Source organism: Lysinibacillus sp. Ag94 (genome assembly GCF_023242215.1).
In the GTDB taxonomy this organism is placed as follows: Bacteria; Bacillota; Bacilli; order Bacillales_A; family Planococcaceae; genus Lysinibacillus.
Map to the genome: position 1 here is coordinate 3,367,988 of NZ_CP096780.1, position 26,931 is coordinate 3,394,918.

The following is a 26,931-nucleotide window of genomic DNA, read 5'->3' on the forward strand; positions in this document are numbered from 1 at the left end:
ACTAGCTACCTCCCTTAGACACATTTAATAATGGTCGAATATTTTTTAACGCGTGAATTTGATCGTACGTAATGCGTCCATCCAAGCCAATAAATGCACAAGTCATCTCTTCATGTTTAATTGCTTTTACATGTTCGTCCGACATTGCCTGGACCTGATCAGCAATCATAATATGTGTGGCTTCAAAAAGAGATGCTGCAATGATTGCCTCCTTATTACCATGAACACCAGCATGCGCAATGCCCTTGAGTTTACCTAGGACATACACATTGCCACCCGCTTCTACACGTCCGTTCGGATTGACATTCCCTACGATAATAATATCTCCTGACGAACGCAGAACTTGACCCGATCTGACCACACCAATATATGTATCTTGTTGACTTTCAATCCTTTTCTGGTTGCTCTCATGGACAGTCAGTACTTCACTTTGCACCTTTGAAACAATTAGTTGCTCAGTTTCCTGAACAATTTTAATAAGCTCTTTGATTTGTTCAGCAGAACAGTATCGATAGCCCAAATATAATTGTACATCTACTTTACTATCGATACCGCTTTCTGACACTTTCTTTTTAAGCTCTTCTACTAAATCGACATACGCACATTGATCGTCTAAACGAAGAACAAATCCATCCTTTGTTCCCTTCATATTAACTAACTGTTTTTTCATGAATGCCTCACCTCACGTTGCTCTTTATTAAGAAACTTCACGTGCTCTCTGCAAGACACGCGCATTAATTAGATACTTGAAGGCCCAACCAAGAATCATTAAAAACAGTGCATTTGCAATGATCGTTGGCAGCAGTCGTGAACGTAAGAATTCCGATAATGGAATCGTTGTAAAGTCGATAAGATAGAAGAATTGATAGAGTATAAATTCTAAAATTGCTACTAAAACAACTGAAATCGTCGTTGTCACAACTAAGTGCTGATGAATAACTTTCACAATAGACCCTGCTATAAAACAAATAAGCGGAAACAGTACTGAATATAATCCAATAATATCAATGTAAAACACATCATACAAGACACCAAAAAAAAGTCCATACATTACCGCTCGCTGACGGCTGTAATAGATGGATATAAATATTAAATATAAGATTAAAAATCTCGGAACTAAATAAAAGATTTGCCCTTTCACTTCAATCGGTGAAAACATAGCAAACTCCGGTTCTACCAAAAATAGTAAAACTGCCACAGAGGGGATGAGAAACCGAACCATTATTCCGCCTCCTCTTTACCCTTTTGTGGATGTGTTAAATCCTTGTTCGATGTATTATCAACAGATTTATTACTATCAAATCCATCTATTACGGTAGCGGACCGTTTAGCAATAACAACATAGTCTAAAATTGAAAAATCAGCAGCTGGTTTAACATAGGCCATTTTTGTTAAGCCAAAATCATCTGTACTTACTTCAGTTATTTCTCCGATTGGCACATTTTTAGGGAAAATACCGCCGAGTCCTGATGAAACAACTTGCTGACCCTTTTTAATTGTTAAACTTGAATCGATTCGCTTCATGATGAGTTCATTACGCTCTTTATCATAGCCCTCAATTAAACCGTATGCTTGTTTATCTCCTTGAACCATCGCAGAAACACGATAGTTTGATTTATCAGTATATAAAAGCTCTACCTGAGACGTGAAGGGTGTCACTGAAACAACTTTACCGACTAACCCTTTTGCTGTCATAACTGCCATATTTTTTTCTACACCGTGTGAAGATCCTTTATCTAAAATAATCTTCTGTTCCCACTGGTCAGGATTTCTAGCAATAACTGTGGCATGAATCGGATCATAAGCTTTTAAACTTTCCGATTTGTCCGTAAGCTCTTGAAACTTTTTAATATCAGATTTCAAGTCCGATGCCTCAGCTTGTACGGCTGCAAATTCATCTAAGCGTGCTTTTAAACGTTTATTTTCTTCATACGTGTTTAAGAGGGAATCAATACTATTAAAAACACCAGTAATATAATTCGCCGGCTTCGCAACAATAGATTGTGCGACGCCGACAGTGTCTTTAATAATTTGCTCTGGTAAAGTTGCATTCGTCCGTTCACGTAATGAGAAGCTAATCAATGCCACAAGAAAAACCATGCCTACGAGTAGCAAAATTAATTTCTTATTGAAAAAAAAATGTGGCATTGCCTAAACCCCCTTACCCTTTAACTTGTTGTTGACGAATTAAATCAATATGTTCTAGAGCCTTACCTGTACCAATAGCAACACAGTCTAGTGGATCTTCTGCGATAAATACTGGCATATTAGTTTCTTGGCTAATGACTTTGTCTAAATTCGTTAATAACGCACCACCACCTGTTAGTACAATTCCGCGTTCCATTACGTCTGCAGATAATTCAGGAGGTGTTTGTTCAAGGGTTTTTCGAACACCATCAATAATAGATGCTACCGCTTCACGTAAAGATTCAGAAATCTCCTGCGAAGAAATTTCGATCGTTTTTGGTAAACCTGTTAAAAGGTCACGTCCTCTAATTTCCATTCTTTCTTCTGGACCCTCAGCCAATGCTGTACCAATTTCCATTTTTACTGCTTCTGCAGTACGTTCACCAATTGTTAAGTTATATGATTTACGAATATAAGAAATGATAGATTGGTCCATTGCATCCCCGCCAACACGCACGGATTCACTTGTTACAATACCACCTAATGAAATAACCGCTACCTCTGTTGTACCACCACCGATATCAACGACCATTGACCCTGTTGGATCCCATACTGGTAAGTTCGAACCGATTGCTGCTGCAAATGGCTCTTCAATTGTAAATGCTTCTTTAGCGCCTGCTTGGCGAGCAGCATCAATAACCGCACGTTGTTCAACCGATGTAATACCGTAAGGCACACAAATCATAACATTCGGTTTTTTCCAATTGCCACCAGAATTTTTACAAGCTTCTTTTAAATAGTATTCTATCATTGCTGTAGTAATATCAAAATCAGCAATAACACCATCTTTCATAGGACGGATTGCTACGATTGACCCAGGTGTACGACCAATCATATTTTTCGCATCATTACCAACTGCAACAATATCTCCCGTTTTTGTATTTTTTGCTACAACTGAAGGTTCGCGTAAAACGATTCCCTTCCCTTTAATAAACACTAATGTATTCGCTGTGCCAAGGTCAATCCCGACATCTTTACTTCCTAATCCAAACAATTTGTGTACTCCCTTTCTATTTAAGCCATACTTTCGTTGACATCAACTGCACTCAGGCGTATTTCCCCCCCGAGTCTCTATCTTCATTCACCCAGTGTTGGACACCTACTGAAAAAAAACTACACACTCATTTATCTCACACCTGTTGGAGTGAGAGTCTTTTTCTGAATAAAAATAAAATCATACCGTTCATTATAACGGAAAAACGCAAGAATTTGTAGTGCCACATACCTCTTCTCGCGGAAAAGATACTATTTTAATTCCCACCCAAACAAAAATAGTATGTATAGATTAGCATATAATTTTTATTCTTGTAAGACAACGTGTAATAGGCTACCAATTTTTGTGAATATTATAGACATTTCTACGAATACAGTAACGTTTTCTATCAAAAAAGGTTCGCTATTAATTTTACTTTACCGCAAAATAATACAAAATATTTATTTTTAAAATAATAAAAGCGATGTAATAATTTTATCTAATTTAAGGAAATAAAAAAACTCTGCAAAATATATTGCAGAGCTCAATTATGCCCCGGCATAATTGCGTGACATCTTCGGAGGTTTTAACTTCTTTCAGCGGATGTTTGACACCCGCTAAAAGAAGTTAAAAATATCCTTTTTCTTTCAAACTAATGAACTGATGATCACCGATGATAAGATGATCAATTAAATCAATGCCTATAATATAACCAGCCTCTAAAATTCTTCTCGTCACTTCAATATCCTCATCACTAGGTGTTGGAACCCCGCTAGGATGATTATGAGCACAAATAATAGCAGCCGCAGATCTTTTTACAGCTTCGCGATAAATCTCCCTAGGATGGACGATTGAAGCATTTAGACTGCCTATAAAAATCGTCTGTCTATGAATAATTTGATTTTTCACATTCAGAAAAAGAACTACGAAATGCTCTTGATTCAGTGAGGTCATATCAGGCATTAAATAGGCAGCTGCATCTTCCGGTGAACGAATCGTATATTTTTCATCGTTATATTTCTGTGCGAGACGTCTACCGAGTTCAATTGCCGCTAATAATTGAATGGCTTTGACCTCACCAATCCCTTTAATAGCAACCATTTCTTCTATTGTTGCATGTTTCAAATGATGTAAACGTTCAAAAACGCTTAGAACGCGATTTGCAAGTACAAGAACAGATTCTTCTTTCGTGCCTGTTCTTAGTAAAATCGCCAGTAGCTCCTGATTCGATAGACTCATCGCTCCTTGTCTCCGTAGTCTTTCGCGTGGTCGATCCTCTATATTAACGTCTCGTATCATTGTCCTTGGTAAAACATCATTTGGCAAAAAAGCTTCACTCCTTCGCAAATTGGATAATATTAAGTGCTATCAAATGCGTAAACAACGTTGCAAGTGGTAAGCCGACTACATTGTTATAATCTCCTTCGATTCGTTTAACTAGAAGAGTTCCAGCAGTTTGGATGCCATAACCACCTGCTTTATCGAAAGGATCTCCCGAATCTACATACGCTTCAATGAGCTCTTGCGATAAATGATGAAAAACAACATTTGTCTCTTCGACGAATGTAGTTTCATTACCGTTAGGCTCAATAATGGCAACAGCTGTCATGACCGCATGACGCTTACCTGATAAGCGCAATAAGTGAGAAATTGCCTCCTCACGATTTTTAGGTTTATGGAGTAACTCATCATCATAAACAACAATCGTATCTGCTCCAATAATCGTGGCTTTTGGGGCTTTTTTCGCCACATCACGTGTTTTTAATAGAGCTACACCTTTCACATAATCTTGCATTGTAGTTGCCTGGACGCTTGTCTCTTCTACTTCACTAGTTATTATGTCAAATGGCAGTGATAGCATTGCAAGCAATTCCTTTCTTCGTGGTGAAGCTGAAGCTAGCACTAGCTTGTGATTAGTTTTAAACATTATCTGACCATTCCTCCTTATTAGTTATCATAACGGAGAAATTTGGATTTGAAAATTTTCTAAATATCAAGATAATGCTTATTTCACCATCTTTTGTACTTAAAATTTCACTTGAAGACAAGCATTTTTCGATTTGTAATGGGCAAAAACTTGTAAGCGAACGATGCTAATATCTGTTGAAATAGACGAGGCTGCCGCTCCAATAGATTGCCAATCAGCAGGCAACGTAGAATCCTTCGATTTATCCTTAAAATTTAATTTTGTTGCATTTTTGTCAGCTAGCACAGATGGAAGTTCTGCAATCGTTGCCTCCTTACAACTGTCACCACTTAAAGTAAATGCTTTTTTAAATGTTGCGGGATCTTTTAAAAAGACAAGCTGACTTTCATCTGTAACCATACTTGTCCAAACATAAAATTTTCCGTCAACCTCGACAATTGCACTTTCTTTTAATGAAGGATGTTCAGCTACAAACGAGCTTGCACTTTCATAATTTGAATAGACCCCTGCTTGACTTGCAAAAAACATCGGTCCGTTCGTTGCTCCTCCTGCTGTCGGAATTGTTTCTTTTGATGAATTAGCATTATTACTTTTAGTGGCTACCTCAGTGTTATCATTTTTTAAAGAAAATTTAGTACTTGCTTGAAGAATACCTAAAAAAAGGGCTACACCAAAAAGTCCAACTATTCCTCCAATAATCATCGCTCGAAATACTTGTTTTTTCATCACATGACTGACAATTTTCATTCAATCATCACCTCTTTCTTTAACATATCAAAGTCAATTTAGACAAGACGGTATTGTTACAATTTGATATATAAGTATATGTATAAAAGAATGTGTAAATGCGAATTTACTATATTTTGATTTAATAGTTATTTTCGATGTTTCACTTGAAATTTAAATATTTTTGCTATGAAAGTTTTACTAAAAAAAGAGGTAGATTCTTTACTCTACTATTTGTAAGATCAACTTTGACAAAAAAAAGAAATAGAGCATTACCTTAACGTTTTTTCATCAAGAAGAAATTTTCGATTAGAAGAGAATAAATGGAAAGACCCGAGTACCCCAAAATTAAAAAATTATTTTTCACACTAAATTTAAAAAATCAGGACTCATTTTTAATGAGAACCTGATTTTTTACTGCAAATATATTATTCGCTCAAACTAGATGTTAAATATTTTTTAATCTACTTCGTACTTCTGTTAATAAATACAACGAACCCGAGACAATCGTTCTCGATTTGTTTTCTGACTGTCGTTTTAAAAATTGCCCATAATCCTCTAAAATTGCTTTATGAGAAGCGTTCGACAGCTTAAGCATATTGTGAGCAGCCATCGCACGGGGATTATTGAAATCAACAAAATAAAAACAATCACTTACTTGCTCGAATTGCTGCAAAATCTCTTTTACAGCCTTATCCGCAAGAATACCAATTACAAAAGTAATCTGCTCATTTGGAAACTCTTGCTTAATCGTTGCGATTAATTCTTTAGCACTCGCTGGATTATGCGCACCGTCTAAAAAAATATAAGGCATAATTTCTTCAAAACGTCCTAAAATAATAGCGTTTTTCACAGCTTTTTGAACAGCTTCGGCACTAACTTGTAACTCTAAAGTAGTCGCCACTTCAAGAAAGGCTGTAATAGCTAGTGCCATATTATTTGCCTGATGGGCCCCCTTCATTGCGCGCGTAAGCTTCGTTACATGGAAGCCATTGCCGTTATGCATATAGCTCTCTCCCTCTTGCTCTTGTTCCACATAAAATTGTTGATTTAGTTCAAGAACGGCTGCATACTTTTTTTGAGCTTCCTGATAAATTAATTTCTTCGCTTCTAACGGTAGATCCCCAATAATAACTGGACGATACGGCTTAATAATTCCTGCTTTATGACGGGCAATACTTTCAATCGTAGTTCCTAAAAAATTCGTATGCTCTAATGCGATACTCGGTATGATTGACACAATTGGTGTAACCACATTCGTACTATCAAGTAAGCCACCCATTCCTGCTTCAATAAGGGCAATATCTACATCACTAGCGACAAAGTGTAAAAATGTTGCGACCGTTAAAAGTTCGAAATCTGTTAGTTTCCCACTTAGTCCGGCAGTCTGCATTTGGTGAAATACATCATTCATTTCCGCTTCTGTAATAGCTTGACCCGCTACTTGAATTTGGTCATGTACGTCCACAATACAAGGAGACATAAATTTACCAACACGTAAGCCATGTTCTTTGGCGATAGATTCTAGCAATGTAAGTGTAGAGCCTTTACCGTTAGTCCCTGCCAAATGCACGACTTGCAATTTGTTTTCTGGATTACCTACTCGTGCTAATGCCTCTTCAATCGCAGTTAGTCCAGGTTTAATAACATCATCACTCTGAACATTCCACTTTTCCTTGTAGCTATTCAATTTTGGAATCATCGTTGTTCCCCCTGAAGCCATTGTCGTATTTCAGCTATAAAATACAATGAGCCTGTAATGACGATAACATCCTCATTTTTATTTCTTTGGTGTAGCATCGTTTGTACCATTTCACGCCATTGCGCATTATACATTTTGTTCGTATTTGTAGATAATGCAGCTAATTGATCAGCAGGCATAGCATTTGGCAGCTCAATTTGTGTAAATGCAATGGATGTAGCAATACTATCCATTAAAGCAATACTTTTCGCATGATCTTTATCCGATAGTGCTGCATATATAAATCGATAGTTTTGGCGTGGATAGACCGTTTTAAGCGTTTGAATTAGTGCGGTAGTTCCTTCAGAATTATGTGCTCCGTCTAATATAATATTGCCCGGTAATTGTTCAAATCGGCCAGCCCACTGAGCTTTTGCCAGAGCTTGACAAATTGATTCATCTGAAATATCAATGGCTCCATTCTCTCTTAACGTCAGGATTGCTGTAATCGCAAGGCTGGCATTATTTATTTGATGCTGCCCAGCCATTTTCAATGGGACAGCTACCATCTCCATATTTTCTTTTCGATAAATAAAGTGCTGTATAGTAGTACCTTGTTCAATGTTTTCAACCGTAAAGTTCTTCCCTAAAACAAGACATGGGGCATGACGCTCATTTGCTACCTCTTCGATAACCGTAAGTGCCTCTGCACTTTTAACACCCACTACAACAGGTATATTTTCTTTAATAATGCCCGCCTTCTCAAACGCTACCTTTGCTAATGTATCTCCTAAAAACGCAGTATGTTCTAGTGAAATCGTTGTAATAATTGACATTAAGGGCGTTATGACATTCGTAGCGTCTAAACGTCCACCTAGTCCTGTTTCAATCAGCGCAATATCCACTTCTTGATCCGCAAAATGTTGGAACATAATAAGTGTTACAACTTCAAAAAAGCTCGGAAAGTCACCATCATAATGTGCCTCAATAATCTCAGCAATGTTGTTCATATAGTGTAGAAATTGTTCATCAGAAATTTGAATTCCGTTAATAGTCATACGTTCATTAACACGCTCTAAATGGGGTGAAGTAAAGGCACCAACTTTATAGCCAGCATGTTGTAACATTTCTCTCAGCGCATTCACTGTTGATCCCTTGCCGTTTGAGCCAGCTAAATGGATAGCTCGTAGCCTATCCTGTGGGTTATTAAGAAGTGCTAATACCTCTCGCATTAATACGAGCGGTGCACGTTTATAATCAACTGCCTTTAACGTAAAAATAAAATCTGTACATTCTTGCATCGTTTTAAACAAAAGAAACACTCCCTCTTACTACAATATCTTTATTTTAGTATAAGTAGCGTCCAATACACATATATTTCGAAAAAAACTCTTGTACTTTGAATGAAATACTTTTGCAATTGTTGTGCATAAATAGTGCTCCCACATGATCTAATTACTATATGTTTTCACCTAAAACTTTTGTTGCATATAAAAAACAGCGGATGACTTTCGCCATCCGCTGTCCCAATCTTACATATTTTTCAGTTCTTCTAAACGTTTTAATACAACCGCATGTTTACTTTCATAATCGGCTAATTTTTCACGTTCTGCATTAACTAATGCTTCTGGTGCTTTGGACACGAATTTTTCATTCGATAACTTACCAGTTACAAGTTTGACTTCTTTTGCCCACTTCTCTAATTCTTTTTCAAGACGAGCAATTTCTTCTTCTAGATTAATAAGTCCAACAAGCGGTAGGAATAGTTCAGCTCCAGTAACTACTGCTGTCATTGACTGACCAGGTGCTTCTAAATTTTCTCCAATTGTTAGCGTTTCTGGATTACAGAATTTTTCTAAATAAGCTTTATTGGCTTCAAGTACTGTAGCCGTTGCTACATCCTTCGCTGAAATGTATAGCGGCACTTTTTTGCTCATAGGTGTATTTACTTCCGCACGAATATTACGTACCGAACGTATAATATCCATTAGGAGCTTCATATTGTCTGCTTCCTCAGCAAAATGAAGATCCGTACGTACAGTTGGCCATGCTGCCACTGTGATTGATTCACCTTCATGAGGTAAGTGCTGCCAGATTTCTTCTGTAATGAATGGCATGAATGGATGTAATAGACGCATCGTTTGATCTAAAACGTAAGCTAAAATAGAACGAGTTGTTTTCTTAGCTGCTTCGTCTTCACCGTATAACGGTAGCTTCGCCATTTCAATATACCAAGAACAGAAATCATCCCAAATAAAGTTATAAAGCTCGCGGCCAACTTCGCCAAATTCGTAGCGTTCTGCAAGAGATGTTACACGTTCAATTGTTTCATTTAAACGAGTTAGAATCCATTTATCGGCAACTGATTTTTCACCAGTTAAGTCGATTTCATCAAATGTCATACCTTCCATATTCATTAAAGCAAAACGAGAGGCATTCCAAATTTTGTTAGAGAAGTTCCAAATGGCTTCTACTTTTTCAGTTGTATAGCGTAAATCCTGACCAGGTGAAGATCCAGTAGCTAAGAAGTAACGCAATGAATCGGCACCATATTGATCAATAACGTCCATAGGGTCTACACCATTGCCAAGTGATTTACTCATCTTACGTCCTTCACCATCACGTACTAAACCGTGAATTAAAACATCTTTGAATGGACGTTGACCTGTAAATTCAAGACCTTGGAAAATCATACGAGAAACCCAGAAGAAAATAATATCATAACCAGTTACAAGTGTGCTTGTTGGATAGTAACGTTTGTATTCTTCATTTGTCTCATCCGGCCAACCCATTGTAGAAAATGGCCATAGTGCTGACGAGAACCATGTATCTAAAACGTCTTCATCTTGTGTCCAATTTTCTGCATCTGCTGGTGCTTCTTTTCCTACGTAAATTTCACCTGTTTCATTGTGATACCAAGCTGGGATTTGGTGACCCCACCATAACTGACGAGAGATACACCAGTCACGAATGTTTTCCATCCAACGAGAATATGTGTTTTCGAAACGAGATGGTACGAAGTTCACTTTTCCTTCTTCATCTTTTTGAAGAGCAAGTGAAGCATCTGCTAGTGGTTGCATTTTTACGAACCATTGTGCTGAAAGATACGGCTCTACAACAGCACCAGAACGTTCAGAGTGACCTACTGAATGTGTATGCTCTTCAATACGAATAAGCACGCCTGATTCTTGTAAATCAGCTACGATTTGCTTACGGCATTCAAAGCGATCCATACCGTTATACTTGCCAGCAAGCTCGTTCATTGTACCATCTTCATTCATAACAAGAATGCGTTCAAGGTTGTGGCGGTTACCAACCTCAAAGTCATTAGGATCATGTGCTGGTGTCATTTTTACAACACCAGTCCCAAATTCCATATCTACGTAGTCATCTGCTACGATAGGAATTTCACGGCCAACGATTGGTAAAATAACTGTTTTACCGATTAAGTGTTGATAGCGCTCATCTTTCGGGTGAACGGCTACCCCAGAGTCACCTAGCATTGTTTCAGGACGTGTAGTTGCAACTTCCACATATCCTGACCCATCAGCTAATGGGTATTTCATATGATAGAATGCACCTTGAACATCTTGATAAATAACTTCAATATCTGATAAGGCTGTTTTTGCAGCAGGGTCCCAGTTAATAATGCGTTCACCGCGATAAATTAAGCCTTTTTCATATAATTGAACGAAAACAGTTTTAACTGCATCGGAAAGACCTTGGTCTAGTGTGAAACGCTCACGAGAATAATCTAATGCAAGACCAAGCTTCGCCCATTGATCGCGAATATGCCCAGCATACTCTTCTTTCCATTCCCATGTTTTTTCTAGGAATTTTTCACGCCCTAAATCATAACGTGATATATTATCTTCACGTAGTTTGGCCTCTACTTTTGCCTGTGTTGCAATACCTGCATGGTCCATTCCTGGTAACCATAGTGCATCGTAACCTTGCATGCGCTTCATACGAATTAAAATATCTTGTAATGTTGTATCCCAAGCATGACCAAGATGTAATTTACCTGTTACATTCGGCGGTGGAATAACGATAGAATAAGGCTCCTTATCACTTGTAGGCTGCGCCTCAAAAAATTTCCCTTGTAACCACCATTCATAACGACCCGCTTCAATGGACTGCGGATCATATTTTGTAGGCATTGAAATGTTTTCTGTCATTTTGACTCCTCCTGTTGACTTAATAATTTTACCGGTGTGAGATCGTACCAATCGTTCTGTTTATATGTCTCAGCTGGAGGCACATGTAGCAGAAGATTCATGAAAATAAAAAAACTCCTATCGTCTAAAAGGACGAAGGAGTTTAAATTCGCGGTACCACCTTTAATTCCAGCAGAGGCGAGTTAAGCTTCCCCACACATTTCATCAGAAAAACATGTACTACTCGCTTAAACCTTTTACTACTGGCTCTCAATTCGGTAACGGTGTTTAACCGGCTTTAACTACTGTTAGTTCACTAAAGCTGCTCGAGGGCTACATTCAATTAGGTACAAATAGAAACTTTTCAGCTACCGTTTCCTCTCTTAAAATGTACTAATAATTTACTCTTCCCTGTCATAGCATCTATATTCGACTTTTTCACATTGTACCGCAAAATCGTGCATTTTTTCAAGTGATTTAGTCATTTTTAGGAAGCACTACTAGAAAAGGAAGTGAAAATTCAAATGCGACGACGTAAGTATAATCCTTGGCTTTTACCACCATGGTTACGACAATTTCGTTTTTATTGCAAAACGATAATTGTACCAATTTGTGTTTTTCAGTTTATACGTGTCATCATCATTCCAACATCTGGAGATTTCATCATCTTATTGCTCCTGCTACTTCTATGCTATTTACTTTTGAATGAAGTCATTTGAAACACGAACCTTTAGCGGTGTGTAATCTTCCGTTAAATCCCAAATCATCGATGGAACTTCATGCCAGGAGCTGGATTCACGGACTACAATATGACTTGAGGATTCCCTCAACATTGTTTTTTGCTCAGCTGGTGCAGTCTTTTCTTTTTTGTCTGAAGCTACTATCGCTTCAGACTTTTCCTTTTTAAATGTTACCGATTTTTCCTTTTGTTCTGATGTTGTTACAACTGTAGAGTTTTCTACTTGTGCTGTAGCCGCTTCAGCTGTAGGTTTTTCTTCTTGTGTCGAAGCCATTACAGCTATAGTTTTTTCTTCTTGTGCCGAAGCAACTACAGCTGCAGGTTTTTCTTCTTGAATCGAAGCTTCGATAGCCGCAGGTTTTTCTTCTTGAATCGAAGCTATTACAGCTGCCGTTTCTTTTATAGGGGATCCCTTCTCTATTTGAGCTGAGGCATTGACAGTAACAGGCTGTTTTTCTAAAGCGAATGCTGGCTCAGGCTCATTAAAAATACTTGTAACCGTCCATTCGAGCTGACACATCTGATTCCTCAATTTAGGTCGAACATCCTTTACCATTAAATCTTCAATAGCTGCTTCTTTTGGTAAATCCACATTTAAAGGAACTGCATACTCAAAATAACCAGTATCCCCTTGAATATCGAGCGCATCAATTTGTACTAATTCTTCATCATCAAGGAAAGCTTTCATGTCTTGAAAATCAAAACGAACATGTGCTGTGATATGATAGATACCCATTAAACGTAGAGAATCTTCTAACTGCATCGTCTGCCACCGTGGCATAATTTGTACGTCTGCTATTTCTGTTGGACTGCCATAACCAGGAAAACAAAAAGTTTCACTCATATTCCAAGTTTTCTGTTCGATAATAATCCCTCCCCTTGCATCATATGAAGCTTCGAAGGATAGTATGCTATAGGATGATTAAGCAATTTCGTTTTGGCGTAAAAATATAACTGTTACTTTTTGTTTTCGTGATGATATCAATGCATTCGGATTTTTGTATTGTTCCCAAGGGGAGCGCCCCGGCCGTAATGGGGATCAGCCCCAATAATAAGCTAAAAAAGGCATACTAGAACGTCTAGCATGCCTTTTTACTGTTTATATCAATTATGTTATGCCTCGACAATTCGTCTGGAATTTGCTTTTACAAAGCCGATTCCATGATAGTGCTTTGGGCTAACAACAGTGTTTTGCGCGAAAGCGAAGCGTCAGCGGCAACAACACTGAGGTTGGTCACTCAGGCGTTTTCACAGGATGTGAAATTTTTTAGCCTGAGTTCCCCTATTTCAGCAAGCATTTGAACATCCGCCAAAAAGAAGTTAACAGTATTATTATACATTCACCAATTTAATTTTATTTGCTACACGGTCTGTTAACATTTGTGTTGCTTTAGGTACAATCGGCTTAAAGATTGGATTTAAAACCGGACCGGCTAATCCTCCTGCAGTTACTTCTAAGAAGCCTGTCATTTTTGTATTTTCTGCATCAATACTTTCTGCTAGGAAATAACCGTTTCCTGAAAAGTTATCAGAAAGTCCTTTTAATTCGAATGTTACTTTTGTAGGAGCTACCCATTCTAAAATAGTAATCTCTACTTGTACTGTTTTTTTCAGAACACCAACATTGCCTTTAAACGTCCAATTTGAATGTTTTTCATCAATCATTTCATGTGCATTATAACCTGGGACAAGCTTTGCCCATTTTTCCATATCACTGACGAAATCCCATACATTTTCAATTCCTACGGGTACTTCGACCATATGTGTGCCAGTTGCCATATCAATTCACTACTTTCTTTTACGAATAGCTATATTATATACGATTTCGCCCACAATTTGGCTATGCTGAAAGTTATAATTTTAATAAAATTTTTTCAAACGGGAACGATCATACATTCATTGTCATTTAACAGGTAAAAATGGATCATCACCAAAAGCTGTGGATGATTTTTGTTAAAACATCTACTACGCAAATAAGTTGATTGGAGTCGAGTGAAGCTGCTCATCTGACGCCCCCAGGAAGCTTTTGCTCTGTGCGAAAGCGAAGCGACAGCAACAAATGTTTTTTCTGTGCGAAAGCGAAGCGACAGCAACAAATGTTTTTTCTGTGCGAAAGCGAAGCGACAGCAACAAATGTTTTTTCTGTGCGAAAGCGAAGCGACAGCAACAAAGCGCCTAGCCGGAACGGAAATCAACCACTCGTTTTGATGATGACCCAGATAAAGACATATCGTATTACTTAAACAAAAAAATAGCATGCCAGAAAATATTTCTAGCATGCTATTTTGTAACTGTCTATTATCTTGCTAATTGTGCAAATACTTTATGGAAGGCATCAACTGTTTTTGCGATATGCTCCTCTGTATGTGCGGTAGAAATAAATAAACCTTCAAATTGAGAAGGCGGTAAGAAAATACCTTCCTCTGCCATTAGACGGAAGTATTCAGCGAATAATTGCAAATCAGACGTTTTTGCTGATGCAAAATCTATAACATCTTCGTTCGTAAAGAAGAAACCTATCATTGAACCAGCTCGATTTACAGTATGCGGAATATTGTATTTCGTTGCTGCTTCACGGAAACCAGACTCTAATTGATCTCCTAGCTTTTTGAAGTATTCATAAGAGCTATTATCAAGGCGAGATAATGTTTCATAGCCTGCCGTCATTGCTAATGGATTCCCTGACAATGTTCCAGCTTGATAAATTGGACCAGCTGGTGCTACCTGCTCCATAATTTCCTTTTTCCCTGCAAATGCACCGACAGGAAGTCCACCGCCAATTACTTTTCCTAATGTTGTCATATCTGGTGTTACATCAAAATAACCTTGTGCACAGCCATAGTCAACACGGAAGCCTGTCATAACCTCATCAAAAATCAACAATGATCCATGTTCCTTTGTTAATTCACGTAAGCCTTGTAGGAAGTCTGGTAGTGGAGGTACAACACCCATATTCCCTGCCACTGGCTCAACAATTACTGCCGCAAGCTCTGAACCAAACTTTTCGAAAACTAGTTTTGCTCCTTCTAAATCATTGTACGCTACTGTTAACGTATTACGTGCAATATCCGCTGGGACACCTGGGCTATCAGGTAGGCCCAATGTAGCTACCCCTGAGCCTGCCTTAATTAGTAAGGAGTCTCCGTGACCATGATAAGAACCCTCAAATTTCAAAATTTTATCGCGTCCTGTAACACCACGAGCCACACGTAAAGCAGACATCGTAGCCTCTGTACCAGAAGACACGAAGCGAATCATTTCCATACCAGGAAGTCGATCTAACACTAATTTAGCTAATCGATTTTCTGTATAGCTAGGTGCTCCAAACGAAGAGCCTTTGGCTGCTGTTTCTGCAATTGCTTGTACAACTTCAGGATGTGCATGACCTAAAATAAGAGGTCCCCATGATAATACATAATCAATATATTCATTGCCATCAATGTCTTTAATAATAGCACCGTGACCTGATTCCATGAAAATTGGATCCATATTTACGGATTTGAATGCACGTACTGGGCTACTAACACCACCTGGCATTAAGTTAATTGCTTCAGCATAAGCTTGTTTTGATTTTTCGTAAGAACGCGTCATTTATTTCTCCTCCAACCAACGTACAACATCTTTAGCATGATACGTAATGATTAAATCTGAGCCTGCGCGTTTCATGCTAAGTAACGTTTCAAGCACTACTTTTTTCTCTTCAATCCAGCCATTAATAGCCGCTGCTTTGATCATTGCATATTCACCAGAAACGTTATACGCAACAATCGGTAATGTATAGTTATTTTTCACATCACGAATAATATCTAAATAACTTAGAGCTGGCTTAACAATTAAGAAATCTGCACCTTCTGCAATATCCGACTCTGCTTCACGGAATGCCTCCATACGATTCGATGGATCCATTTGGTATGATTTACGATCACCAAATTGAGGCGCACCATCAGCAGCTTCTCGGAATGGACCATAGTAGCTAGATGCATATTTTACGGCATATGACATAATCGGAACATTTTCAAAGCCTGCTTCATCTAGACCTGCACGAATGGCAGCCACAAATCCATCCATCATATTGGAAGGAGCGATGATATCCGCACCGGCTTTTGCTTGTGATACTGCAGTACGTGCTAAAATATCTAATGAAGGATCATTTAAAATTTGATCGCCTTCAATTACGCCACAATGTCCGTGATCTGTAAATTCACATAAGCATGTATCTGCAATAATTAAAAGCTCTGGGTAGCGAGCTTTAATAAGTCGTGTTGCTTCTTGCACAATACCATGATCATGGAATGCACCAGTTCCGACTGCATCTTTTTCTGCAGGTAAGCCAAATAAAATAACCGCAGGAATACCTAAAGCAACAACTTCATCAATCTCAGCTTCAAGTTTATCTAATGAAAATTGAAAAACTCCCGGCATAGAAGATACTTCATTTTTAATATTTTCGCCTTCAATAACGAAGATTGGATAAATTAAATCTTCTTTGTGTAAGTATGTTTCTTTTACCATTGATCGTATGGCAGCATTTGCACGCAAACGACGATGTCTTTGAAATTGTAATTTTGTCATTTTCTTTCTCCTACTTTCGTTATTTCCTCGATGACTGCTTGCATTGTATATACGCTCGGCATAACATCCACAATAGCACCGTGATTCAAAATAGCTGCTTCTGTAATATGACCGATTACAGCTACACGTACTGCCTCCCAACCAATTACCGAAGCTACATCCTTGGCGTAGACGTCAACAGCAGAAGGACTAGCAAAAATCACTGTGACATCGCTATTCGCGCGGATACATTCAATCAATAATTGCTTTTGGTCGTGTCGCTCAATCGTTTGATATACTGTCCATTCCTTCAATTTAAAGGGCAACCCTTCCTTCAATGTCTTTTTCGCTTTTTCTCCACGAATAAATAGACATGTAGGATTGTTACCTGCTACACTAGGAAATTCTTGAACAAATACATCTGCACTAAATATAGAGGGCATAAAACTCACATGGAATCCTAGCTGTTCTAGGGCTGTAGTAGTTTTAGTACCAATAGAAGCAATTTTCCCTGGAAAATACGCTGCATTTACGCTGAATCGGCGCATCTTACTAGCAAAAGCTTCTACAGCATTTTGACTCGTAAAAATGAGCCATTCAAATTGACGCGCTAACTCTAGTTGCATATCATCATTTCTATTGATTAGCTCGCAAGTTTCTATCAATGGGGCAATTACTGCTTGGCCACCTAAAGCTGTAATATCATCTATTATTGTTGTCGTTTTAGATGTACCTGTCAAAATAATAGTTTTACCTTCTAAAGGTAAATTATTTTGCATCTTGCTCTGCCTTTACTCGTTGAATTAAATCAAAAGCACCTTGCTTCGTTAAAATTTTAGCAAGCTCTTTTCCAACTGCTTCCGCATCAGTGCCCACAACCGTTTCCTTATAAACAACTGAAGCATCTGGGGCAGCAACAAGTCCAGTTAATGTAATTTCTTCCCCATTAGACTTTGCGTATCCTGCGATAGGTACTTGACAGCCTCCATCCATAGCAGCTAGGAAAGCACGTTCTGCATGTGCTTCTTGCCATGTAATGCTATCTGTTAACTTACCTAATTCTGTTAATAGCTCCGTATCGTCTCCACGACATTCAATACCTAGAGAGCCCTGTGCTACTGCTGGTAGACAATCTTCAACAGGTAAAAACTCAGTAACTACATCATCGCTCCAGCCAAGGCGTTTTAGTCCCGCTGCTGCTAAAATAATAGCATCGTATTCATCCGTTTCAAGTTTAGCTAAACGTGTATCCACATTTCCACGAATCCATTTAATTTCTATATCCGGACGGACTGTTAAAAGTTGAGCACTACGACGAAGAGAACTTGTCCCAACAACAGCTCCTGCTGGAAGATTGGCAAATTTCACATGTCCTTTTGAAATAAATGCATCACGTGCATCTTCACGTGGTGGAATGCAGCCAATTACTAATCCTTCAGGCAGTACTGCAGGCATATCCTTCATAGAATGAACAGCAAAGTCTATTTCTTTGTCGTAAAGTGCTTGTTCAATTTCTTTTACGAAAAGCCCTTTACCACCTACCTTAGATAGCTGCACATCTAAAATTTGATCACCTTTCGTCACAATTTCTTTCACTTCAAATTCAAATGGTACACCAGCAGCTTTTAACTCATTGATAAACCAATTTGTTTGAGTTAAAGCTAGCTTACTTCTCCTAGAACCTACAATAATTTTTCTCAACAGTCTCCAACCTCTCTTCTAATACCATAAATGGAATCGTGATAAACTACTTCCTAAAAAGAAGTTAACAACAACTAATAGGTAAGCGTATATATGTACCCACGCATAAGTTGTCCCTGTCAGCTTACTTTTACGATTCGCATACAATATAAAGCAATACAAAATTAAAATAATAAAGGACCCAATAATCTTCGCATCAAAAATTGAAAAACTCTCTAGCGTTAGTAGTGCCCATTCAAACCCTAAAACTAAACTTACAAATAGCACTGGAATAGCAATGAAAAATGAAACATTCATCCAGTTACTCGTCTGCTGTAGTGAAGGTAACCTAGTCCATAAATGTGACCATTTTTTCTTTTTAAGCAAACGATATAATACTAAATACAATATCGCAAAAACAAATGTTAACGAAAACATTGCATACGATAATATTGCAAATGATATATGAATAAAAAGCAATTCCGAAATTAATGTATCGCTTACTACTCCTGTTGACCGTTTCGGCATAAAAGTAAAGATACTAGCGAATAAAAATCCTAGTATATTAATAATAAACACCGGTAAATCAACCCGTGCAATACAGTGCAAAATAATTGATAATGTCACGAGCAACCAGGAATAAAAGAGAATCCCTTCTGACAACGATAAAATCGGAAAACGCTTCGATTCCACAAAAGTTAATAATATAATGGCACTTTGAATTACCCATACGAATGAAACAAGCCAAAAAGCAATTCGCCTTGCTTTTATTTGCTTATAAAAGTAATCAGTAAAGTAACATACTAGACTGATCCCATACAAGACGATCATTACTTCATAGAGCCTTGTCATTGTCAAATCAGCCAATAGACATCCCTTCTTTATGTTGAGAGTGCTAAAGTCATGTACTTTAGCCTAGAAAAAAAACGTTTTCGTATCCTTAGTTTACCATACAGATACGAAAACGCCTCATTTAATATCAGTAGAAAATCTCGTTCGCGCGAAAAATTCGAAGGAACAACTAATAATTCTAAAGTTACACCCCGAACACATAGTTATCTTTAGAAAGAATACTTTGGTTCAGTGGAAGTTTGTGACGACTGTACGCGTTTTTTGCGTTCAAGCTCTTGTTCTGTCATCGCAGTAACTTCAGCTTCCACAGCATCCTCAATACCGAAAATTTGTTGGAATAAACGTAACTGTTCATTTGCTTTTGGTGAATTTGCCATTTCCTTAGCTTGTAGAATTGGTTCTTTTAACAATTGATTAATAATAGATTTTGTATGCTTACTTAAAATTTTACGTTCTCGATCCGTTAAATCCGGCATTTTATTTTCGATACTAATCATTGTCTCTTCTTGAATATGATTCGCTTTTTTACGTAAAGCCGAGATGACAGGGACAACGCCAAGTGTCGCAACCCAATCTTTAAATTGTACAACCTCTTTGCCGATCATTACAGAAATATCAGCCGCAGCGCGTTCACGTTCAGCTAAGTTTGCTTCGACGATGCCTTGCAAATCATCTATATCATATAAGAAAACATTTGGTAAATCTCCAACACGCGGATCAATATCACGCGGAACTGCAATATCTACCATAAATAATGGTTTACCTTTACGCAAACGTTCAACAAATTGCATCAATTCATAGTCAATAACATAATCTGTTGCACCTGTAGACGTAATTAAAATATCCGCTTCTAATAACGAGCATTGTAATTCCTTCATAGATTTTGCTTCACCGTCAAATTTAGCTGCCAGGCTTTCTGCTTTTTCGAACGTACGGTTAATAACGGTTACTTTTCCTACACCGCTACCGTAAAGGTTCTCAATAGCAAGTTCCCCCATTTTCCCTGCACCTAAAATTGCTACATGTTTCCGTTGTAAAGATCCGAATATTTTCTTCGCTAATTCCACTGCTGCATAAGAGACAGATACCGCGTTTTCACCGATAGCCGTTTCATTATGTGCACGCTTCGCAAATGTCACCGCTTGTTTAAATAGCTGATTGTATACCGTACCTGTTGTTCCAATCTCTTGTCCATTTAAGAAGCTTTTTCGTACTTGTCCTAAAATTTGAGTTTCGCCAAGTACCATCGAATCAATTCCAGCAGTCACTTTAAATAAATGTTCGATTGCCTCATCTTCTTCACGAATTGTTAAATACGAAGAAAATGTCTCCACAGGTATGTCGAACCAATTTGCTAAAAATTGTTTCACATAATGACGTCCGGTATGCAATTGATCAACTACTGCATATATTTCTGTGCGGTTACATGTCGAAACAATAACATTTTCTAATATACTTTTTTGCTTCTGCAGCGCTTCCATTGCCTGTGGTAGTTCACTCTCTATGAATGATAACTTTTCACGAATTTCAACTGGCGCCGTTTTATAATTCAAGCCTACTACGATGGTATGCATGAATAACACCTCTCACGTTCTAATTAACAAATCTCATTATAGCACAGTTCGACAAGAGTTCATCAATAATTTGTGAACATGTCATGAAGAACTGAAATTCGTTATCTACATTAGAATTATTATAAACTAAGTGTAACAAATTATACTTCCTGTTTCAAATTTAATGTTTTCCAGAACATTTTCTTTAATAGCTATTATCAAAACGTGTGGTTGATTTCCGTTCCGACTGGGCGCTTTATTGCTGCCGCTTTGCTTCGCTGCAGAGTCTCGGGCCAACACGAGGTTGGTCACGAAGGCGTTATCACAGGATATGATGGTTTTAGCCTTCGTTCCTCTATCGCTGATCCCCAAGAAGTCGCCCAGTCTCCACTCCAATCAACTTATTCACATGATATACGTTTTAAAATCCTAATAGAGTCGAACTACATTTGGACAGTTTAAATAAAAGTTATTTTAAGATATAAAAAAATAACCTTATCTTTAACAAGGCTATTTTTACCTTTTCTATACTATTGTTCTCGAGTCACATTAAATTTTTTGATCCATTTAATAATCAATAGAATTGGCTATGTCTACTAAAGTCTCAGGAGTTACTTTATTTGAAACCCGCTTATCTATACTTAGCATATACTGCAAATTGTCTCTCTCAAAAACGAGGACATTAAAACCTGAAATAGTTATATACGTGGCTGCATTCCCATTTTTTAATTTAAAAGTATTCACTACATATTTCTCTCTTAGGGGCAATTTATACTTAAGTGGACGAATATCAATTTTAAAGTGATTTTCGGATAATTGGTCATTGATAAATTTCACTTCAAATGCGTCATTACCTTCATACTTTAAATCGGAGAATCGTCCAAAATGATGTGTAAAGCTTATAGGAGGTACTCTAAGTGGTAGCTTTAATTTTTTGTTAAAGTGTTGTTCAAAATCATCCACTGCTTCTTCCACCGACTTATATCCTATTTCAGGATATATTTCTTCATAAGGACTCGGTTTATCATTGGCAGATACATGTAATGTGATTAAAAAAAATGTACAAAACGAAACTAAGAAAAAAGAAACAGTTCTATTCATTTGTCTCCACCTTAAAATATCTTTAGGTGTAACATTCCCAAATTCATTAAATTTATCAGATGAAAGCAATACAAATGTTTTAAAGGCTTTTGATCAATTATGAGTGAAATCTATGTTTATTATTTCATAAGAATTATAGTGAAAAAATTCCATTTATTATATTATTAAAAAAAAGAGGAGTTAGGAGAGTGGACAATGTTTATTGAGTTAGCAAAGGTTAGTGATATTAAAGATATTGGGGGTTTCATTTCAAAGTTAAATAAAGAAAAAACTTCTCATAGTGGCTATGTTGGTTTAAATGTTAATGAAATTATTAATGATATAAATGAAAACTTTATTGTAGCGGATGATCATCTGTCCTTTGTGATTATGCGTAACGAGCAAAATGAAATGATTGCAGCTATTGGTTTAGATATAGATGGACATTCAGCAGAAGTCTGGAAGAAGCTAGTCTAGAATATATTGCGATTTCTCTAAAATTTCAAAATCAAGGTCTAGGCACAAGACTATTAAAAGAGGTTATTCAAGAAATTTTTAACTATGAGAATATAAATGAGATCAGATTGTGTGTAATCAATAACAACTACAAAGCGAATCGTTTATACTTTAAAGCAGGTTTTTCAACGAAGAGAATAAACTAATTAGTTACACATTAAAGCGTTGCATGAATTGAACCATATTTGAACAAGTGTAAAAATAGGCTTTGTTAAGTGTAATTTTTTATAACACTGCTTTTTTTACTTTCTTTATACTATTGTTCTCTTAAAACAAACATCGTTATAGTGGCTACAATCCCATTTTTCGTTGAAGATAGAATTAAAACTGTACACTAAACCCTTTAAATTTATGAATCCCTGTTCCAAACTTTACTAGATCCTTTTCTTTAAGTTCCTTAACTGCGTTTATGAGTTCTTGTAGGATACTTGGTTCAAGACCTAATGTATTATGTGAACCATAAATTTTTGTGACATTTTGGATCTTTGATATCTTTTCCCAGGAATCAATTAAATCAAGAGGGTTAGTCGAAGGATAATAAGCATAAATAGGTGTTTCATCATATAGTAAATCACCAGTAAACAAATATCCGTTTGTTTTGTCAAAAACACATATATGACCTGGAGAATGCCCAGGGGTATGATGAATAATTAATTGTCTATTTCCTATCTCAATCACATCACCATCCTGTAATAAGCCAGTTGGTGTTCCTTGATATGGTTTATACGTTTCTGGATTAAAGGTTTTTGGAGTTGGAATTGTTATATCTCTACTAATATCTGTTCTTATTTGTTCTATCGTCAATCCTGTAATACCATTCGTTAACCAATCTGAGTCAGCTTCATGAACATAAACATTTTCGAATTCTCCATGGCTTCCAATATGATCGACATGCACATGAGTTGTTAAAACGTCAATCGGCAAATCAGTCAATTGATCCGTTATACGTTTAATATTATTAATTCCAAGACCGGTATCAATAAGAACTGCTTTTTCATTGCCGACTAATAGAAATGAATGCACCTTTTCCCAATGTCCATATTCACTAATTGCGAATGTTTTATTATCGATTTCCTGAACAGTAAACCACGAGTCCTTAACTATAATAATCCCCCCAAAAATACGAGTATGAATTTCAATACTAGAAATGATCACCTTTGTTACTTATTCAATATAGTGTTCTCATATTCCTTGCTAAGTAACGAGACCAATCTAAATAATTCTGTAAATATTTGTGACAGCTTTAAAGTGATCCATCCATTTCTTCCAAACAGACTATAGGGTAGCAACAAATGTTTTCTGTAGCGAAAGCAAAGCGCCTAGTCGGAATGGAAATCAACCGCATAAAGATGTAATAAAAAAACTGAACTAATTGTTAAAATTAGTTCAGCTTAACTTTTATCTATTAACTTGTGATTGTCACAGTTTTAGTAGCTATAATTTTACCGTCTTTATCATATGCTACAAATTCAATCTCATTATTAACTTTGAAGTCCTGCATTGTTTGCACTGTTTTTGTTAGCATGTAGACATTATCACTACGCTTTGTCAATTCAAATTGCACATCTCCACTTAAAGAAGGGAAACGTACATTAATCATTGCAACATTTGAGCAATTACCATCAATTTTTGCATTCATCGTAATATTGCCTTTGCGTAGAGTGACTGTCGCTTCTTCAAATAAATCTTCAGGATTCACGCAACTTGAAGGCGAAGTTTTACATAAAATTGCATCAATAATTTTTTGGAAAACTTGATGTAATTGTAAGTTATCATTAGCGTGGTAATAAGTACCACCAGTTTCAGTAGCCAGTTGCATTAAAACGGCATCATTAACTTGTGATTTTTTACCGATACTTACAGTGTAAACTCTAACCCCTTTATTTTTCGCATCGTTCAGCACTTTTGTCATTTTAGATTTACTTGTTTTACCGTCTGAAACAACAATTATAGCTTTTGAAGTTTTCGAGTCATTTGAGAATTTAGACAGAGCGAGATCTATACCTGCAAAAATATCTGTAGCACCCTTCTCTTTTGATGCTTTATATAGATCTTTTTTCAAGACATTGTCTGTAGTGCCCTCTCCAAGAACAGTAGCTTTTGTATTTGTTTCAATAACAATATTATTTTTAGCCTTAATTTGATTGATTACCTCCATCATCTTCTTACCGCGATAATTTGTTTGGTCAGAAGCTTTCATGGAAGCAGAGTAATCGACTACGTAAGCAACTTCTGTTGCTAAAGAACAAGAATTTTTACTAAAGTAAGGATTTGTGAAAATTTCCTTTACTATTGTTTTATCTTTAAAATCCTTCAATATTGTTGCATAACGAGGATCTATTTTATTAACTAATGTTGCTTCAGCTTTTGATTTTCCATAAATAACCGAATCAAAGTACGCTACAGCTGTCCCTGGGCTTCCTGTGTGATTTAAATAATCCGAAGTATTTGTCACAAATGAAGCTGTTTTCTCAACACCATCAAATTTAATTTTCACTGTTCCTTGATAGTCAGTAATAATTTCTCCACCCGGTCTTACTAATGTAACCATTACCTTAGTATAACGATCTTTACCCGATGGTCTTGATGCCGCATCTGCACTTTCCTTTAATGCTTCTACTCGTTTTTTATAGGCTTCTACTTGACCGAGTAATTTACCACCTTGGTATTTTAATAATACTGTTCGATCATAGTTACTCAAGCTTGTAAGAATTGCATAAATTTTCATAACACTATCATAATGCTCGAGCGTCAGCTGTTTTTCGTCTGGCATATAGCCCATAAGTTGAATAATAGAACCGACTGGATTAATATTCTCAACCTGTGAGGCAATCGCATCATCGATTCCTTGAATACGGTAAATAGGACGCCCATCATCTGAAATCATATACATGATTTCAACTTTATCACTAATGGAATCCTTTAAGCGTTTTTGAATAATTGTTTCGAATAGCCAAACTGAAATATTATAATTCTCAAACTGTAAGATGGCATTTTCATAGCCTAATGCAGGGTAATTTTTATCACTGCCACCATATTGTAAATATTTATTTTCCACATTTCCTAAACTATTCGTTACATTCGTTTGCTGTCCAATACTAAATAGCTTTTCTTCTGGGTTAATCCAATGAACGTTAATAATGTTTTCAGTAAAGAACGTTGGTAATTTTTCATATGGTACATATGGAGGTGTGACATTTCCATTATTATCATCCGTGTTTGCTGGATCATACACTTGGTAATCAATGCGCATTTCTGGCTGAGGTGAGTAACGTACATGTGCATTCAATTTCTCTCCTACAAGACACTTCATACCAGGATCAGTGTTGTTAATAAGCTCAAATGTAATTGTATCACGTACAGATTTTGTTAATTTTGGTGCTATAACAATTGCAGAGACAGTAGAGCCATCTGATTGTACATTTCGAACAGCCTCACCAGATGTGTCAACGATTTTTGCTCCATATGACGAAGTTACACGGAATGTATAAGATTTATCATCAGGTATTGGATCACCATTACAAGCTTTTAAAGATACCGTAATGAGCGTTGAATCTTGATCATTTGCAATTAAATCTGGTTTTTCTACATCAATACTTTGAAGAGCATTATTCACATACTCTGGTCCAGTAAAATCATTAGAATTATCTTTTGGCACTTCAAATTCTGCGTTGTTTGAGCCCATGAAGCCTGGCGGTAATGTGATTTTATCATTATCACGACCTGCTGCTGCACGTTTTAATCCTAGTACAGCAAAGTTGCCGTTTTGTACACTGCGATATAAAAATTCAGCAATATCTCCACGAGTCAGCTTTGTAGAAGGATCGAAATCGGCAAATGTCTTTTTACCTGTGCTTCCTGTTGAGATATCATTTGTGTATAAATATTGAACCGCCTGCGGCTCGTCTAAATCTAAACCTTTAAAGGCGGCATATATACGCGCAAATTGTCCACGTGTAACAGCTTTCGAACGATTTGCTGTTGTGTAAGTACCATTGAACGGTAAGTAAAACTCGCTGTAAAAGTTATATGCGACACTTTCGTTATATGTTAATGCATAGTTCTTATCGAGCTTCGCAAACATTACTACAAGCTCTCGATCAGTTATTTGTTCATTAGGTAAAAAGTTATTAGCGCTATTTAATGAGAGTAGATCATTATCGACTGCCCACGAAATAGCTTTGTATTTACCGTTATTTGTTGGGACATCATTAATTGTCGTAGCCGCTTGGGTCACAGCTGGAGCTGCTGTCACCAAAATTAGTACGAAACAAAGCAGAGATAGAAATGCTTTTTTAGCATAGGTCAT

At 37.0% G+C, this 26,931-nt stretch carries 23 protein-coding genes and 1 other annotated feature; of the genes, 2 read left to right on the forward strand and 21 right to left on the reverse strand.

The window, feature by feature from the left end; all coding sequences use genetic code 11:
* Position 1: 1 nt before the first annotated feature.
* From minC to MY533_RS15720, 19 genes are all read right to left on the reverse strand, one after another.
* Positions 2-670 carry a septum site-determining protein MinC gene (gene minC / locus MY533_RS15625; protein ID WP_132356991.1) on the reverse strand — a complete coding sequence of 223 codons (669 nt, stop codon included), beginning with the start codon at positions 668-670 and terminating at the stop codon, positions 2-4.
* 27 nt (positions 671-697) lie between these two features.
* Positions 698-1,222, reverse strand: coding sequence for a rod shape-determining protein MreD (mreD, locus tag MY533_RS15630; RefSeq protein WP_132356992.1), 525 nt, complete (start codon positions 1,220-1,222; stop codon positions 698-700).
* Complete coding sequence (mreC, locus tag MY533_RS15635) at positions 1,222-2,148, reverse strand: rod shape-determining protein MreC (RefSeq protein ID WP_248716685.1); 927 nt, start codon at positions 2,146-2,148, stop codon at positions 1,222-1,224. The genes mreD and mreC overlap by 1 nt, the downstream gene beginning before the upstream one ends.
* A gap of 13 nt (positions 2,149-2,161) precedes the next feature.
* A complete protein-coding gene (locus MY533_RS15640) occupies positions 2,162-3,181 on the reverse strand; it encodes a rod shape-determining protein (RefSeq protein WP_132356994.1) in 1,020 nt (339 codons plus the stop codon).
* 606 nt (positions 3,182-3,787) lie between these two features.
* Positions 3,788-4,459, reverse strand: a complete 672-nt coding sequence (gene radC / locus MY533_RS15645) for a RadC family protein (RefSeq protein ID WP_132357282.1) — start codon at positions 4,457-4,459, stop codon at positions 3,788-3,790.
* 34 nt (positions 4,460-4,493) lie between these two features.
* Positions 4,494-5,087: a Maf family protein gene (locus MY533_RS15650; protein ID WP_142509021.1), complete on the reverse strand. Its 594-nt coding sequence runs from the start codon at positions 5,085-5,087 to the stop codon at positions 4,494-4,496.
* Positions 5,088-5,186: 99 nt separating this feature from the next.
* Positions 5,187-5,834 carry a hypothetical protein gene (locus MY533_RS15655; protein ID WP_248716686.1) on the reverse strand — a complete coding sequence of 216 codons (648 nt, stop codon included), beginning with the start codon at positions 5,832-5,834 and terminating at the stop codon, positions 5,187-5,189.
* Between the two features lie 427 nt (positions 5,835-6,261).
* The gene (locus tag MY533_RS15660; RefSeq protein WP_248716687.1) at positions 6,262-7,515 is read right to left on the reverse strand and encodes a bifunctional folylpolyglutamate synthase/dihydrofolate synthase; all 1,254 of its coding nucleotides are present in this window, start codon (positions 7,513-7,515) and stop codon (positions 6,262-6,264) included.
* Entirely contained in the window at positions 7,512-8,807 is a 1,296-nt protein-coding gene (locus MY533_RS15665; protein WP_248716688.1) for a bifunctional folylpolyglutamate synthase/dihydrofolate synthase, read from the reverse strand. The genes MY533_RS15660 and MY533_RS15665 overlap by 4 nt, the downstream gene beginning before the upstream one ends.
* Positions 8,808-9,026: 219 nt before the next feature.
* Positions 9,027-11,672, reverse strand: a complete 2,646-nt coding sequence (locus MY533_RS15670; protein ID WP_248716689.1) for a valine--tRNA ligase — start codon at positions 11,670-11,672, stop codon at positions 9,027-9,029.
* A 125-nt stretch (positions 11,673-11,797) separates the two neighbouring features.
* Positions 11,798-12,078: a binding site (T-box leader), on the reverse strand.
* A 268-nt stretch (positions 12,079-12,346) separates the two neighbouring features.
* Positions 12,347-13,234, reverse strand: a complete 888-nt coding sequence (locus tag MY533_RS15680) for a valyl-tRNA synthetase (protein WP_248716690.1) — start codon at positions 13,232-13,234, stop codon at positions 12,347-12,349.
* Between the two features lie 488 nt (positions 13,235-13,722).
* Positions 13,723-14,169: an SRPBCC family protein gene (locus MY533_RS15685; protein ID WP_132357001.1), complete on the reverse strand. Its 447-nt coding sequence runs from the start codon at positions 14,167-14,169 to the stop codon at positions 13,723-13,725.
* Positions 14,170-14,688: 519 nt separating this feature from the next.
* Entirely contained in the window at positions 14,689-15,981 is a 1,293-nt protein-coding gene (hemL, locus tag MY533_RS15690) for a glutamate-1-semialdehyde 2,1-aminomutase (RefSeq protein ID WP_248716691.1), read from the reverse strand.
* Positions 15,982-16,962: a porphobilinogen synthase gene (gene hemB, locus MY533_RS15695; RefSeq protein ID WP_248716692.1), complete on the reverse strand. Its 981-nt coding sequence runs from the start codon at positions 16,960-16,962 to the stop codon at positions 15,982-15,984.
* Positions 16,959-17,720 (reverse strand): uroporphyrinogen-III synthase, encoded by a 762-nt coding sequence (locus tag MY533_RS15700; RefSeq protein WP_248716693.1) that lies wholly within the window; start codon positions 17,718-17,720, stop codon positions 16,959-16,961. Before MY533_RS15700 ends, hemB begins: the two co-directional genes overlap by 4 nt.
* The gene (gene hemC, locus MY533_RS15705) at positions 17,710-18,642 is read right to left on the reverse strand and encodes a hydroxymethylbilane synthase (RefSeq protein WP_248716694.1); all 933 of its coding nucleotides are present in this window, start codon (positions 18,640-18,642) and stop codon (positions 17,710-17,712) included. The genes MY533_RS15700 and hemC overlap by 11 nt, the downstream gene beginning before the upstream one ends.
* Before the next feature lie 18 nt (positions 18,643-18,660).
* Positions 18,661-19,488 (reverse strand): cytochrome c biogenesis protein CcsA, encoded by an 828-nt coding sequence (gene ccsA / locus MY533_RS15710; protein WP_132357006.1) that lies wholly within the window; start codon positions 19,486-19,488, stop codon positions 18,661-18,663.
* Between the two features lie 194 nt (positions 19,489-19,682).
* Complete coding sequence (gene hemA, locus MY533_RS15715; protein ID WP_248716695.1) at positions 19,683-21,047, reverse strand: glutamyl-tRNA reductase; 1,365 nt, start codon at positions 21,045-21,047, stop codon at positions 19,683-19,685.
* 546 nt (positions 21,048-21,593) lie between these two features.
* Complete coding sequence (locus MY533_RS15720) at positions 21,594-22,127, reverse strand: hypothetical protein (RefSeq protein ID WP_248716696.1); 534 nt, start codon at positions 22,125-22,127, stop codon at positions 21,594-21,596.
* A 195-nt stretch (positions 22,128-22,322) separates the two neighbouring features.
* On the opposite strand from MY533_RS15720, the gene MY533_RS15725 reads away from it, so the two are divergent.
* Both MY533_RS15725 and MY533_RS22370 read left to right on the forward strand, forming a co-directional pair.
* On the forward strand, positions 22,323-22,583 hold the full coding sequence (locus MY533_RS15725; protein WP_248716697.1) for a hypothetical protein: 261 nt from the start codon (positions 22,323-22,325) through the stop codon (positions 22,581-22,583).
* 11 nt (positions 22,584-22,594) lie between these two features.
* Positions 22,595-22,768 (forward strand): GNAT family N-acetyltransferase, encoded by a 174-nt coding sequence (locus tag MY533_RS22370; protein WP_371873359.1) that lies wholly within the window; start codon positions 22,595-22,597, stop codon positions 22,766-22,768.
* 175 nt (positions 22,769-22,943) lie between these two features.
* Here the strand turns inward: MY533_RS22370 and MY533_RS15730 are convergent, their stop codons facing one another.
* Entirely contained in the window at positions 22,944-23,774 is an 831-nt protein-coding gene (locus MY533_RS15730; protein ID WP_371873360.1) for an MBL fold metallo-hydrolase, read from the reverse strand.
* Between the two features lie 253 nt (positions 23,775-24,027).
* Positions 24,028-26,931 carry a vWA domain-containing protein gene (locus MY533_RS15735; protein WP_248716699.1) on the reverse strand — a complete coding sequence of 968 codons (2,904 nt, stop codon included), beginning with the start codon at positions 26,929-26,931 and terminating at the stop codon, positions 24,028-24,030.

What these genes read in the sequence shown, in the direction of transcription:
- hemA (WP_248716695.1), bottom strand. Translation starts at nt 21,047, where the DNA reads ATGCATACCATCGTAGTAGGCTTGAATTATAAAACGGCGCCAGTTGAA.
- mreC (WP_248716685.1), bottom strand. Translation starts at nt 2,148, where the DNA reads ATGCCACATTTTTTTTTCAATAAGAAATTAATTTTGCTACTCGTAGGC.
- MY533_RS15725 (WP_248716697.1), top strand. Translation starts at nt 22,323, where the DNA reads ATGTTTATTGAGTTAGCAAAGGTTAGTGATATTAAAGATATTGGGGGT.
- MY533_RS15650 (WP_142509021.1), bottom strand. Translation starts at nt 5,087, where the DNA reads ATGTTTAAAACTAATCACAAGCTAGTGCTAGCTTCAGCTTCACCACGA.
- MY533_RS15670 (WP_248716689.1), bottom strand. Translation starts at nt 11,672, where the DNA reads ATGACAGAAAACATTTCAATGCCTACAAAATATGATCCGCAGTCCATT.
- MY533_RS15735 (WP_248716699.1), bottom strand. Translation starts at nt 26,931, where the DNA reads ATGACCTATGCTAAAAAAGCATTTCTATCTCTGCTTTGTTTCGTACTA.
- radC (WP_132357282.1), bottom strand. Translation starts at nt 4,459, where the DNA reads ATGATACGAGACGTTAATATAGAGGATCGACCACGCGAAAGACTACGG.
- MY533_RS15685 (WP_132357001.1), bottom strand. Translation starts at nt 14,169, where the DNA reads ATGGCAACTGGCACACATATGGTCGAAGTACCCGTAGGAATTGAAAAT.
- hemB (WP_248716692.1), bottom strand. Translation starts at nt 16,962, where the DNA reads ATGACAAAATTACAATTTCAAAGACATCGTCGTTTGCGTGCAAATGCT.
- MY533_RS15720 (WP_248716696.1), bottom strand. Translation starts at nt 22,127, where the DNA reads ATGAATAGAACTGTTTCTTTTTTCTTAGTTTCGTTTTGTACATTTTTT.
- MY533_RS15680 (WP_248716690.1), bottom strand. Translation starts at nt 13,234, where the DNA reads ATGAGTGAAACTTTTTGTTTTCCTGGTTATGGCAGTCCAACAGAAATA.
- minC (WP_132356991.1), bottom strand. Translation starts at nt 670, where the DNA reads ATGAAAAAACAGTTAGTTAATATGAAGGGAACAAAGGATGGATTTGTT.
- hemL (WP_248716691.1), bottom strand. Translation starts at nt 15,981, where the DNA reads ATGACGCGTTCTTACGAAAAATCAAAACAAGCTTATGCTGAAGCAATT.
- mreD (WP_132356992.1), bottom strand. Translation starts at nt 1,222, where the DNA reads ATGGTTCGGTTTCTCATCCCCTCTGTGGCAGTTTTACTATTTTTGGTA.
- MY533_RS15655 (WP_248716686.1), bottom strand. Translation starts at nt 5,834, where the DNA reads ATGAAAATTGTCAGTCATGTGATGAAAAAACAAGTATTTCGAGCGATG.
- MY533_RS15700 (WP_248716693.1), bottom strand. Translation starts at nt 17,720, where the DNA reads ATGCAAAATAATTTACCTTTAGAAGGTAAAACTATTATTTTGACAGGT.
- MY533_RS15660 (WP_248716687.1), bottom strand. Translation starts at nt 7,515, where the DNA reads ATGATTCCAAAATTGAATAGCTACAAGGAAAAGTGGAATGTTCAGAGT.